The organism is Bombilactobacillus sp. ESL1197 (assembly GCF_058107145.1).
Genome location: NZ_JBYLTY010000001.1, coordinates 594,163 through 608,013 on the forward strand (window position 1 = coordinate 594,163; position 13,851 = coordinate 608,013).

General features: G+C 40.4%; 7 protein-coding genes and 7 tRNA genes. All 14 read left to right on the forward strand.

The genetic code is table 11. The features are described from left to right. Positions 1–5 precede the first annotated feature (5 nt). The 14 genes from hpt to rpoB all read left to right on the forward strand — a co-directional run bounded on the left by hpt (position 6) and on the right by rpoB (position 13,840). The gene (gene hpt, locus AC3B6B_RS02465; protein WP_489757704.1) at positions 6–548 is read left to right on the forward strand and encodes a hypoxanthine phosphoribosyltransferase; all 543 of its coding nucleotides are present in this window, start codon (positions 6–8) and stop codon (positions 546–548) included. 189 nt (positions 549–737) lie between these two features. After that, positions 738–2,810 carry an ATP-dependent zinc metalloprotease FtsH gene (ftsH, locus tag AC3B6B_RS02470; protein ID WP_489757129.1) on the forward strand — a complete coding sequence of 691 codons (2,073 nt, stop codon included), beginning with the start codon at positions 738–740 and terminating at the stop codon, positions 2,808–2,810. Positions 2,811–2,918: 108 nt separating this feature from the next. Beyond that, entirely contained in the window at positions 2,919–3,791 is an 873-nt protein-coding gene (gene hslO / locus AC3B6B_RS02475; RefSeq protein WP_489757130.1) for an Hsp33 family molecular chaperone HslO, read from the forward strand. A 138-nt stretch (positions 3,792–3,929) separates the two neighbouring features. Beyond that, positions 3,930–4,922 (forward strand): tRNA dihydrouridine synthase DusB, encoded by a 993-nt coding sequence (gene dusB, locus AC3B6B_RS02480; RefSeq protein ID WP_489757131.1) that lies wholly within the window; start codon positions 3,930–3,932, stop codon positions 4,920–4,922. Between the two features lie 11 nt (positions 4,923–4,933). Beyond that, on the forward strand, positions 4,934–6,424 hold the full coding sequence (gene lysS / locus AC3B6B_RS02485; RefSeq protein WP_489757132.1) for a lysine--tRNA ligase: 1,491 nt from the start codon (positions 4,934–4,936) through the stop codon (positions 6,422–6,424). Positions 6,425–6,503: 79 nt separating this feature from the next. After that, positions 6,504–6,576, forward strand: a tRNA-Lys gene (locus AC3B6B_RS02490). A gap of 26 nt (positions 6,577–6,602) precedes the next feature. Further along, positions 6,603–6,674 (forward strand) — tRNA-Gly (locus AC3B6B_RS02495). A 14-nt stretch (positions 6,675–6,688) separates the two neighbouring features. Then, positions 6,689–6,774, forward strand: a tRNA-Leu gene (locus tag AC3B6B_RS02500). A gap of 9 nt (positions 6,775–6,783) precedes the next feature. Then, positions 6,784–6,857 (forward strand) — tRNA-Arg (locus tag AC3B6B_RS02505). A gap of 36 nt (positions 6,858–6,893) precedes the next feature. Then, a tRNA-Gly gene (locus AC3B6B_RS02510) sits at positions 6,894–6,965 on the forward strand. An 8-nt stretch (positions 6,966–6,973) separates the two neighbouring features. Further along, positions 6,974–7,047 (forward strand) — tRNA-Pro (locus AC3B6B_RS02515). A gap of 3 nt (positions 7,048–7,050) precedes the next feature. After that, positions 7,051–7,124, forward strand: a tRNA-Pro gene (locus tag AC3B6B_RS02520). Positions 7,125–7,481: 357 nt separating this feature from the next. Next, positions 7,482–9,947, forward strand: a complete 2,466-nt coding sequence (locus AC3B6B_RS02525; RefSeq protein ID WP_489757133.1) for an ATP-dependent Clp protease ATP-binding subunit — start codon at positions 7,482–7,484, stop codon at positions 9,945–9,947. A 221-nt stretch (positions 9,948–10,168) separates the two neighbouring features. Continuing rightward, positions 10,169–13,840, forward strand: a complete 3,672-nt coding sequence (rpoB, locus tag AC3B6B_RS02530) for a DNA-directed RNA polymerase subunit beta (RefSeq protein ID WP_489757134.1) — start codon at positions 10,169–10,171, stop codon at positions 13,838–13,840. The last annotated feature ends 11 nt before the right edge of the window (positions 13,841–13,851 follow it).

The window sequence follows — 13,851 nt, forward strand, 5'->3', positions numbered from 1 at the left end:
TGGAAATGGATCAGGACATGCAGAAAGTGCTTTTTTCTGCGGAAGAAATCGCACAAGCTAACAAAAAGTTAGGACAACAGTTAGCAGCTGATTATAAAGATAAGGACCCACTGTTTGTTTGTATTTTAAAAGGAGCAATTGTCTTTTTAACAGATTTAATGCGGCAACTACCTCAAAGTGCCGAAATTGAATTTATGGATGTTTCAAGTTATAACGGTCAAACCGCAACGTCTGGTCAGGTTCGAATTCTCAAAGACTTAGACGTATCAGTGACGGGTCGCGATGTCGTTTTTATCGAAGATATTATTGATACAGGCATTACCTTAAAAGAATTAACGAATTTGTTTAAGTCTCGTCATGCTAAGTCCATTAAAATTGTGACCCTGCTTGATAAGCCAGCTAACCGGCAACAAAATGTGCATGTGGACTACGTGGGGTTACAGTGTCCAGATGAATTTGTTGTAGGCTATGGTATGGATTATCAAGAACGTTATCGTAATTTGCCATATATCGGTGTTTTAAAGCCAGAAGTTTACACGCAAAATTAAGTTAATTCTAATTCAAGTGGAATCAAAACAATATGATATACTGGTTTTAATTGCTGAGTAGCTGAAAGCTGTTAAGGGCTTAAGTGGTAAGCATTTGTTTCACATAGTTATATCTTAATCAAGGCTAGCGGCTCATGCGAGATTGTGTTAGCATGAAAAGCAAGTTTATTCTTGTGGAGGAAAAATAGATTGAAAAATAATCGAAATGGACTACGAAATAATAGTCTATTTTATATCATTATTTTCGTGTTGTTAATTTTGGCTACTAGTTGGTTTGTTGGAGGACAAGGATCATCACAAGTTGAAAACCTTTCTTCGAGTGAATTTGTGTCCAAATTAAAAGCTAATAAAATTAAACATTTTTCGCTTCAACCGTCTAATGGTGTTTATAAAGTTTCAGGAACTTTAAAAAAGTCTGAAACTAGTAAAGGCAGTCAGTCAAATGTTAATTTATTTTCACACTCAGCAGCGACTGTAACTAAGGCAAAGAATTTTACGGCTACCGTTTTGCCGAATAATTCAACGTTGCAAGAAATTAATCGCGCGGCACAGAAGTCGCAAACAAAAATGAGTACGCGTGAGGAATCACAGAATGGAATGTGGCTTAATATTGCCTTAACGGTAATTCCGTTTTTATTCTTCGCATTCTTATTGTATTCTATGATGGGTCAAGCTGGTCAAGGTGGCGGTGCTGGCAAGATCATGAGTTTTGGCAAGTCGCAAACCAAGCCAGTTGATCCTAAGAAAAATAAGGTTCGTTTTTCTGACGTTGCTGGTGCTGAAGAAGAAAAACAAGAATTAGTTGAAGTAGTTGATTTCTTAAAGGATCCGCGGAAATATCTAGCTTTAGGTGCGCGGATACCATCAGGTGTTTTATTAGAGGGACCTCCCGGAACTGGTAAAACATTATTAGCTCGTGCCGTTGCTGGTGAAGCAGCCGTGCCATTCTATTCTATTTCTGGTTCAGATTTTGTGGAAATGTTTGTTGGTGTTGGTGCTTCCAGAGTGCGTGATTTGTTTAGTAGTGCTAAAAAGAATGCCCCCGCCATTATCTTTATTGATGAAATTGATGCCATTGGTCGCCAACGTGGTAACGGTAAAACTGGTGGTGGCAATGATGAACGCGAACAAACTTTAAATCAATTATTGGTAGAAATGGACGGCTTTACCGGTAAAGAAGGTTTAATCGTGATGGCGGCTACTAACCGTTCGGATGTGTTAGATCCTGCCTTATTGCGGCCAGGTCGGTTTGATCGAAAGATTTTAGTTGGTCAACCGGATGTCAAAGGGCGCGAAGCCATCTTGAAAGTCCATGCCAAGAATAAACCCTTGGCTGATGATGTTGACTTGAAAGTTATTGCCCAACAAACCCCTGGGTTTGTCGGAGCCGACTTGGAAAATGTCTTAAACGAAGCAGCTTTAGTAGCGGCTGAACGTAATAAAACTAAAATTGATGCGGCCGATATTGATGAGGCTGAAGATCGTGTAATTGCGGGTCCCGCTAAAAAGGATCGGGTTATTTCTGCTAAAGAACGTGAAACCGTGGCTTACCATGAAGCAGGACATGCGATCATTGGTGTGGTTTTGAGTGATTCCCGCGTTGTCCGCAAAGTTACGATTATTCCGCGTGGTCGTGCGGGTGGTTATGCGATTATGTTGCCTAAAGAAGATCAGAACTTGCTGACTAAGAAAGATTTAATGGAGCAAGTTGCTGGCTTAATGGGTGGTCGCACTGCTGAAGAAATTATCTTTGGGGTACAATCATCTGGTGCTTCCAATGACTTTGAACAAGCAACGCAAATTGCGCGGTCCATGGTCACTGAATACGGAATGTCGGAGCGCTTAGGGATGGTCCAACTTGAAAAAGGTGGTGCTCCAGTTGGGGCCTACGGTCAACCTAACTATTCTCAAGAAACAGCAACTGCCATTGATGAAGAAATTCGCAAGATTTTAGATGAAGGTCATCAAACGGCGGTGGAAGTTATCCAAAGCCATCGTGAACAACATAAGGCGATTGCACAAGCACTATTAAAGTATGAAACTTTAGATGAAAAACAAATTTTGAGTTTATATAATACTGGTCATATGCCAGAAACTAATCAAGATGAATTTCCATCAGAAAAGGCTTCGACTTTTGAAGAAGCTAAACAAGCTGCGCAACGCCGTGATGAAGCCAAACAAGCGCATGAGGTTGCACAACATCATGAAGAAACTATCACTGCAGATCCTGCTGATAGTGATGATGATCAAACTGAAGAATAACAAAATCAAGTTGGTAAGCACAGACTGTAGTGGTCTGTGCTTACTTGCTTTTGGAGATTTAATAACGAGTTTCAAATGATACAACTGAATTTTGAAGGAGAATTTGCGATGCAAGATTATTTAATTAAAGCTTTAAATCAAAATAGTCATTTTCGAATTTATGTCGTACGGGCCACTAACTTAGTGGCGACGGCGCAAGTCAATCATGATACATGGAGTGCTTCCACGGCTAGTTTAGGGCGTAGTTTAATCGGAACATTATTATTAAGTACTTCCATGTTAAAAAATGATGAATTATTAACTACGCGGATTGCTGGTGGCGGACCAGTCGGGTTAATTGTTGCGGACGGTAATGCGCAGGGCCAAGTGAAAGGCTATGTTCAAAATCCACATATTAGTTTGCCGCTGAATCAAAAAGGTAAAATTGACGTGGCTAAAGCCGTGGGACAAAATGGTTATTTGGCGGTTACCAAAGATCAGCATTTAGCCCAACCTTTTACAGGCAAGGTTCCATTAATTTCCGGTGAATTAGCCGAAGATTATGCGTATTATTTAGTACAGTCAGAACAGATTCCCGCAGCAGTGGGACTGTCTGTTTACGTAGAAAGTGATAATCATGTGAGTTGTGCTGGCGGATTTATGGTGCAAGCCATGCCGCAGGCTACGGAACAAGAGTTAACGGCGTTAACCACCAAGATTCAGCAATTACCACCATTGCATGAATTACTGCAAGAAAAAAGTCCTGAAGAAATCTTAACGTTATTATTTGCCACGGGAAATAAAATTTTAGAGAAAATACCAGTGAGTTTTACTTGTGATTGTTCCAAACAACGCTTTGCAAAAACGATTCAAGCTTTGCCATTAACTGAATTGCAGGCTATGGAACAAGAAAATCAACCAGTAGAAGTGGTTTGCAAATTTTGTGGACAAAAGTATCATTTTACACCGACTGAAATTCAACAAATGATTTCACAGAAATAATTGCCAGTAGGGTATTGACTTTGCTATCATGTAAATGATAGTTATCTGAAAAAATTAAAACTAACCAATTCATTGATTAACGCTAGACGCTAATTTTAACAGGCTGAGGTTTGATTTTAAAAGAAAGAAGAAGAGAGTATGGAGTGGAAAATAGGGGATGTTACGATCCCCAATCAAGTTGTGGTCGCCCCAATGGCGGGAATTTCTAATTATTCATTTCGCATGACGGCCAAAGAATTTGGGGCAGGATTGGTAGTTTGCGAAATGGTTAGTGATCGCGGTATTTTATACAATAATCAAAAGACCCATGAAATGTTGTATGTGAATCCTAACGAACATCCGATTAGCATTCAAGTTTTTGGTGGTTCGAAGGAAACGTTAGTTCCGGCGATTAAATATGTGGCCGAAAATACGGCGGCAGACATTATCGATATTAATATGGGCTGTCCCGTGAAAAAGGTTACTAAAACCGGGGCTGGTTCACATTGGTTATTGGATCCGGATAGTATTTATGATTTAGTGAAAGCGGTCAAACAAGAAATCTCAAAGCCTTTGACTGTGAAAATGCGCACAGGGTTTGATAGCGATCATATTTTGGCTGTAGAGAATGCCTTAGCGGCCCAAGAAGGTGGCGCTGATGCCATTGCCATGCACGGTCGGACTAAAGCGCAAATGTATACGGGGCATGCGGATTGGGAATTATTACATGAAGTGGCACAACATTTAACCATTCCGTTTATGGGTAACGGTGATGTGAAAACGCCCCAAGATGCTAAAGTAATGATTGATGAAGTCGGAGCCGATGCAGTGATGGTAGCGCGGGGAGCGATTGGTAATCCTTGGGCATTAAAAGCCATGGTCACTTATTTAGACACCGGTGAATTATTGCCAGAACCAACACCGGCTGAAAAAATTCAAATTGCGAAAGAACAATTAGCGCGGTTAGTGGAATTAAAAGGTGAGCGAATTGGTGTTCCAGAATTTCGGCAGCAGGCCGCTTACTATTTAAAAGGAATTCCTCGTTCAGCCCGCACGAAAGCGGCCATTAATGAAGTGAATACGCAACAAGAAGTTGATGAATTGCTGGATCAATTTGCCCAGCAAGCAATGCAACGACAATTACAAAGATAGGGGTTAGTAATATGGCAGAAAATGAAATGAATGATCAATTACGTGTTCGGCGACAAAAGATGCAAGACTTACGTGATGCTGGGATTGACCCGTTTGGTCATCGTTATCAACCAACAGCAACTGCCCAAGAATTGCATGAGCAATATGATGCTTTAGATAAAGATGCAATTGAGCCAGTTAAAGTGCAAGTTGCTGGTCGGATGATGACCAAACGTGGCAAAGGTAAAGTTGGTTTTGCTGATTTAAAAGATCGGACGGGTAAGATTCAACTTTATGTGCGTAAAGATGTTGTCGGTGAAGAAAATTATCAGATTTTTAAAAAAGCGGACTTAGGGGATTTGTTTGGCATTGAAGGAACGGTGATGAAGACCGACATGGGTGAATTAACTGTGCGGGCTGATCATGTTACTTTATTAACTAAGGCCTTAAGACCATTGCCAGATAAGTATCACGGCTTAACCAATGTGGAACAAATTTATCGGCAACGGTACTTGGATTTGATTACCAACCAAGAAAGTTTCGATCGTTTTGTGAAACGCACCAAAATTATTTCAGCAATTAGAGAATATTTGGACCAAAATGGCTTCTTAGAAGTGGAAACGCCCGTTTTGCATAGTCAAGCCGGTGGCGCATCGGCACGACCATTTTTGACACACCATAATGCCTTGGATATTGATTTGTATATGCGTATTGCCTTGGAACTACCACTAAAACGTTTGATTGTTGGTGGCATGGAACGGGTTTACGAAATTGGTCGAGTCTTTCGAAATGAAGGGATTGATACCAAGCATAATCCTGAGTTTACTGAATTAGAAAGTTATGCTGCTTACTTTAACTTTGAAGATGTGATGGACGAAACTGAAGGTATTTTTCGCTATGCCGCCAAAAAAGCTTTAGGTACCCAGCAAGTGACTTATCAAGGTCATGCTGTTGACTTAAGTAAGCCGTTCAAACGCCAACATATGGTTGATGCCATTAAGGAACGGACCGGAGTTGATTTTTGGCCCGAAATGTCCATTGAACAAGCTCGCAAGCTTGCAGATGAACATCAGGTTCATTACGAAGATTATTGGCAAGTTGGTCATATTATTAATGCTTTCTTTGAAGAATTTGTTGAAGAAACCATTACTGAACCAACTTTTATCTATGGTCATCCAATTGAAATTTCACCGTTAGCTAAAAAGAGTGAACGCGATCCCCGTTTTGTTGATCGCTTTGAATTGTTTATCTTAGGTAATGAATATGCCAATGCCTTTACTGAATTAAATGATCCAATTGATCAACGGGAACGCTTTGAAGCTCAGGCGAAAGAACGTGAAGCTGGTAATGATGAAGCTGAACCAATTGATGAAGATTTCGTGGAAGCTTTGGAATATGGGATGCCACCAACTGGTGGTTTAGGCATTGGAATTGACCGTTTGGTAATGTTGCTAACCGATGCGCCATCCATTCGTGATGTCATTTTATTCCCAACATTACGGCCAGGTGAACAAAATAAGTAAATTTTTGTTTGAGAGAGTTGCATTTTGAAATTAAAATTGTTATACTAATACAGTCATTGGGTTAGCTGATGATTGTATTGAGTCGCTAGCTCAGTTGGTAGAGCAACGGCCTTTTAAGCCGTGGGTCGTGGGTCCGAGCCCCACGCGACTCATACTATCGTTGAAGATAGTTTTAATTGCGGAAGTAGTTCAGTGGTAGAACATCACCTTGCCATGGTGGGGGTCGCGGGTTCGAGTCCCGTCTTCCGCTTTCATTATAATCACGCCGGGGTGGCGGAACTGGCAGACGCACAGGACTTAAAATCCTGCGGTAAGTGATTACCGTACCGGTTCGATTCCGGTCCTCGGCATTATAATGAGCACCCATAGCGCAATTGGATAGAGTGTCTGACTACGAATCAGAAGGTTGTAGGTTCGACTCCTACTGGGTGCATTGTACGATTGTACATTTATATTTGTGAATTTGATTGCGGAAGTAGTTCAGTGGTAGAACATCACCTTGCCATGGTGGGGGTCGCGGGTTCGAATCCCGTCTTCCGCTTTTTTCATCGGGAAATAGCTCAGCTTGGTAGAGCGCTACGTTCGGGACGTAGAGGTCGCAAGTTCGAATCTTGTTTTCCCGATTTCGGGAAATAGCTCAGCTTGGTAGAGCACTACGTTAGGGACGTAGGGGTCGCAAGTTCGAATCTTGTTTTCCCGATAAGTCCAGTTACATATGATGGTTGAAGATACGATATTATTTATCGTATCTTTTTGTATATTAAAAAGTTCAGTAAGGGAGGCCACGTAATTAATGCTGTTTAAACCTATATGCTTTTAAGATGTTATGTTACTGAACAAGAGTTGCTATGGGCAAAAGCCACACTTTCAATAGTTTGAAGCTTTTGGTTCTAATTCTTAATCATTGTTCAGATGAGTGTTTGACGATAAACTAAAATTAATAATTTAATTCATTACGATGACTTTTCATTGGTACTCTTGTTAATCTGCGGTAAAATAGTCAAACAACGTAATGTTTTAAGAATATTCAATTGAAGTAAAAGAAAGAGAGATTGTTATGAGCGAATTATTTACTGATAGTGCCAAAACTGCTCTAAGTTTGGCACAAAAGATCGCAATGGCTTTTCGTCATCAAGCTGTAGGTACAGAACATTTACTCTATGGTTTAGTAGAACAGGGTTCTGGAGTTGCAGCTCAAACAATTACTGAAATGACAGTCACTTCTGAGGATATTAAAGACGAAATTGAAGCCCTCACAGGCTATGGCGATAATACGGATGAGCGCCAAGATCAACTCTATCTACCGTATTCACCTAGAACGGGGCAAGTTCTAGAACAAGCTAGTCAACAAGCCAAATTGTTAGGTGCTAATCAAGTTGGAACCGGCCATCTCTTATTGGCTTTATTACATGATCAGACAATTTTATCTTCACGGATTTTAACTAGTTTGGGCTTAAGTATTGTTAAGACCAAGCGCTTATTATTAAAAAATATGGGTATTTCTGAAAGAGTTGATCGGGCTAATCAAAAAAAGAGTATGAATGGTTCACAAAGTGCGACACCAACACTGGATTCTTTAGCCCGTGACTTAACTATTTCAGCCAAACAAAAACACTTAGATCCGGTCATTGGTCGAGACAAAGAAATTGAACGAATGATCCAGATTTTAAGCCGTCGCACCAAGAATAATCCAGTTTTAATTGGTGAACCAGGAGTCGGTAAAACGGCAATTGTTGAAGGTCTTGCTCAAAAAATTATTAAGCAAGAGGTTCCGTTAGAGTTACTCAATAAACGGGTAATGATGTTGGATATGGGTTCACTAGTAGCTGGCACCAAGTATCGTGGTGAATTTGAAGATCGTCTGAAAAAGATAATTAATGAAATCAACCAAGATCAAAATGTTATTTTATTTGTTGATGAGTTGCATACTTTAATCGGTGCAGGCGGAGCTGAAGGGGCCATTGATGCCTCGAACATCTTAAAGCCACCACTATCACGCGGTGAGCTCCAAATGATTGGTGCCACTACTTTAGATGAATACCAAAAATATATTGAAAAAGATGCGGCTTTTGCTCGTCGATTTGCGAAGATTGTGGTGGAAGAACCAACTACCGAACAAACCTATGAGATTTTGAAAGGCTTGCGCCCAGAATATGAACAACATCATCATTTAAAGATTACCGATGCGGCTTTACAGGCTGCAGTTGATTTATCCAAACGTTATTTGACAGATCGTTTCTTGCCTGATAAAGCGATTGATTTAGTTGATGAGGCCGCTGCGCGAGTGCACATTAATCAGTCTGCACAGCAACAACCGCAAAAATGGCAGGCCCTGGAGCAAGAGTTGAATAATGTGGGGATGCAAAAAGATCAGGCTATTGCTCAACAAGATTTTGAAAAAGCGGCAGTTTTACGGAAACAGGAATTAAAACTGCAGCAAGAGCTTGCCGAAAGTGAACAAAACAGCGCACAGCCAACAGATGATCAATCTCAAGTAACTAGTGATGATATTGCAACAATCATTTCGCAATGGACGAATGTTCCGGTAACGAAGATTACCCAACAAGAATCCAAACAATTACTACATTTAGAAGATGAATTACATCAACGGATTGTTGGTCAGGATGAAGCTGTGACAGCCATTGCCAAAGCTATTCGTCGTGCGCGTAGTGGCTTAAAAGATCCGAAACGCCCCATTGGTTCTTTCATGTTTTTAGGACCTACTGGCGTTGGGAAAACTGAGCTAGCTAAAGCTTTAGCACAAAGTGTTTTTGGCAGCGAAGACGAAATTATTCGTATTGATATGTCTGAGTATATGGAAAAATTTAGTACTTCACGCTTAGTAGGAGCAGCTCCTGGTTATGTGGGCTACGATGAAGGCGGACAACTAACTGAACAAGTCCGCAATCATCCCTATTCTGTGATTTTATTAGATGAGATTGAAAAGGCTCATCGCGATGTGTTTAATTTATTACTCCAAGTTTTGGATGATGGTTTTTTGACAGACTCTAAGGGTCGCAAAGTTGATTTTCGCAATACAATCATTATTATGACTTCTAATTTAGGCGTTGATAGCCTCAATGAAGAACATAATGTGGGCTTTAACCAAACGACAGCTCACGATTATCAGACCATGAAGAATCATATTTTAGCGGCAACTAAAGAGTTTTTCCGGCCCGAATTTTTAAATCGAATTGATGAAATCTTGATTTTCCATGAGTTGACTAAAACTGATTTACAAGCAGTGGTCAAGATTTTGACGAAAGATTTAGTTCAGCGTTTGACACAACGGCAAATCAAATTGACGATTACAACGCGAGCTTTAAATTGGTTAGTGGAGAAAGGCTTCAATCCCCAAATGGGCGCAAGGCCGTTACGCCGGACGATTCAAAGCCAAGTCGAAGATCAAATTAGTGATTTATTATTGTCGCGGCAATTAGTTGCAGGTGATCGTTTGTCGGTAGGGGTAGCTAAAGGCCAGTTATCATTTAACATTCGTCATGCTCAAAAAGTTCAAGTCTAGAACTTGACACTTAGGTGAATTTGTTTTATCCTAATTATAATTAATTAGCGTGGTGCAGTGGGCGTATTCCCTCGAAATCTTGTCCGAGCCGGAATTATAAAAAAGCAAAAATAGTTTGAACTATTTTTGGTTTTTTTTTGCTTTCGAATTGTTAAATGCTAATTTGTAATGAAATTGTAATATTTGACTGGTAATTTATTTGATTTGAAAGGGTGAATAGTTTGACGCAAGACACAGTACGTTACCACAATGTCAATTATGGAAAACACCGGACGCGGCGGAGTTATGCGCGGATTAAGGAAGTTTTACCATTACCAAATTTAATTGATATTCAAACTAATTCTTATAATTGGTTCTTGGATGAAGGTTTAAAAGAAATGTTCCAAGATATTATGCCAATTAATGATTTTGCAGGAACATTATCTTTGGATTATGTTGGTTATAAACTATTAAAGCCTAAATATACGGTTGAAGAAGCACGTGATCATGATGCCAACTATTCTGCACCACTACACGTTACTTTGCGTTTGACTAATCATGACACAGGCGAAATCAAGACCCAAGATGTTTTCTTTGGTGATTTTCCCTTAATGACTGAGCAAGGAACTTTTATCATTAATGGTGCCGAACGGGTAATTGTTTCCCAATTAGTACGTTCACCGGGCGTTTATTACACTGCCGAAGCTGACAAAAACGGTCGCATGATTTATGGCACAACGGTGATTCCCAATCGGGGAGCTTGGTTAGAATTCGATAACGATGCGAAGAATATTAGTTATGTTCGAATTGATCGAACACGAAAATTACCGATTACTGAATTGATTCGGGCCATTGGTTTTGGTTCTGATCAAGAAATTACGGAAATTTTTGGCAGTAACAGTGATTCCTTGAACTTATCTTTAGAAAAAGATGTCCACAAGGATACCAGTGATTCGCGGGTTGCCGAAGCTTTAAAAGATATTTATGAACGCTTACGCCCTGGTGAACCTAAGACTGCTGAAAGTTCACGGTCCTTATTGTACGCGCGCTTCTTTGATCCAAAGCGTTACGATACAGCGCCAGTGGGACGTTATAAGGTAAACAAAAAATTAAATTTAAAAACACGTTTGTTAGGTTTAACACTCGCCGAAACTTTAGCCGATCCAGAAACTGGTGAAGTTATCTTAGCTAAAGATACCAAAATTGACCGGGAAGCGATGAGCAAATTAGCTCCATATCTCAAAAATCCTGACTTTAAGGCGGTTACTTTCCAACCAGCTGATGAAGGAATTTTGGGCGATCCAGTTAAATTACAGATTATTAAAGTCTATTCACAAACTGATGAAGATCGGATTGTCAATATCATTGGCAATGGTAATATTGATGAAAAAATCAAGCATATTACCCCAGCTGATATTTTAGCTGAAATTAATTACTTCTTGAATTTACAAGAGGGTATTGGCACCACTGATGATATTGACCACTTGGGTAACCGGCGGATTCGGTCTGTTGGTGAATTGTTGCAAAACCAATTTCGTTTAGGTTTATCCCGGATGGAACGGGTTGTTCGGGAACGGATGTCCATTCAAGACACAGCAACTGTAACGCCGCAGCAATTGATTAATATTCGGCCTGTGGTAGCAGCTATTAAGGAATTCTTTGGTTCTTCACAATTGTCCCAGTTCATGGATCAAAACAATCCTTTGGGTGAATTAACGCATAAGAGACGTTTATCAGCTTTAGGACCGGGTGGTTTAACTCGTGATCGAGCTGGATATGCCGTTCGGGACGTGCACTATACGCATTATGGACGGATGTGTCCGATTGAAACACCTGAAGGACCGAACATTGGCTTGATCAATAACTTGGCCACTTATGGGGTTGTTAATAAGTATGGCTTTATTGAAACTCCTTACCGTCGTGTTTCTTGGGATACGCATAAAGTTACTGATAAGATTGACTATTTGACTGCCGATGAAGAAGATAACTATGTGGTAGCCCAGGCTAACACGCCTTTGAATGATGATGGTTCATTTGCTGAAGAACGGATTTTGGCCCGGCATAAAGATGATAATATTGAAACGACCGCCGATAAAGTCGATTATATGGATGTTTCACCGCGTCAAGTTGTGTCGGTAGCGACTTCTTGTATTCCATTCTTGGAAAACGATGACTCCAACCGGGCGTTGATGGGTGCTAACATGCAACGGCAGGCGGTTCCATTATTAAAGCCACATTCTCCATTGGTGGGAACCAGTATGGAATATGTCGCTGCCCATGACTCAGGAACAGCTTTATTAGCTCATCATGCCGGAGTAGTGCAATATGTTGATGCTAAAATTGTCAAGGTTAAACGTGACGATGAAGATGTGATTGACACCTATCATTTGATGAAATATCGGCGCTCTAATGCGGGTAAATGTTACAATCAACGACCAATTGTGGAAAAAGGCAACCATGTTGATAAGAGTGAAATTATTGCCGATGGTCCAGCGATGCAAGAAGGGGAATTGGCTTTAGGTCAAAACCCACTAATTGCTTTTATGACTTGGAACATGTACAACTACGAAGATGCGGTTGTTTTATCTGAACGCTTGGTTAAAGATGACGTTTATACCTCAATTCATATTGAAGAATATGAGTCAGAATCTCGGGATACCAAATTAGGACCAGAGGAAATTACACGTGAAATTCCAAATGTTGGTGAAGATGCGTTAAAAGATTTGGATGAAACCGGAATTGTCCGGATTGGGGCCGAAGTTCGTGATGGTGATATCTTAGTTGGTAAGGTGACACCAAAAGGTATGACTGAATTATCAGCTGAAGAACGTTTACTGCACGCCATTTTTGGTGAAAAAGCTCGTGAAGTACGTGATACTTCCTTACGGGTGCCTCATGGTGGCGGTGGAATTGTGCAAGACGTGAAAGTCTTTACTCGCGAAGCCGGCGATGAATTAAGCCCTGGTGTTAATACGATGGTTCGGGTTTATATTGCTCAAAAGCGGAAGATTCAAGTGGGTGATAAGATGGCCGGACGTCATGGTAACAAAGGAACAGTTTCCATTGTGGTTCCTGAAGAAGATATGCCATATATGCCAGATGGTACCCCAATTGATATTTTGTTAAATCCTATGGGTGTTCCTTCCCGTATGAATATTGGGCAGGTTTTGGAATTACACTTAGGTATGGCTGCTCGGAATTTAGGTATTCACGTGGCTACTCCTGTGTTTGATGGGGCCAGTGATGATGATTTGTGGGAAGCTGTTAAAGAAGCTAATATGGCTTCTGACGCTAAGACTATTTTGTACGATGGCCGGACAGGTGAACCCTTCCATAACCGGGTAGCTGTCGGGGTTATGTATTATATGAAATTAGCGCATATGGTTGATGATAAAATCCATGCGCGTTCCATTGGACCTTACTCATTAGTTACGCAACAGCCATTAGGTGGTAAAGCACAATTTGGTGGTCAGCGTTTTGGTGAAATGGAAGTTTGGGCCTTAGAAGCTTATGGTGCAGCCTATACCTTACAAGAAATTTTGACTTATAAGTCCGACGATGTAACTGGTCGGGTCAACACCTACGAAGCTATTGTTAAAGGTGAGACAATTCCTAAACCTGGGGTTCCAGAATCCTTCAGAGTTTTAATTAAAGAATTGGAATCATTGGGCTTAGATATGAAGATTCTAGATCATGAACATCAAGAAATTGGTTTACGTGATATGGATGAAGATACTACGTCTAAGAGTGTTGATGCTTTATCCAAATTAGCACAAGAGCAGGAACAAAAGAAACTGCAAGAAATGGCTGATAAGAATAAAGAACAAGAAGCACAATTACAACCTAATTTAGATAATTTAATGGATAAAATTAATAGTTTAAACGCGGATGATGGCGATACAACTGATAAATAATAGGAGGTTGC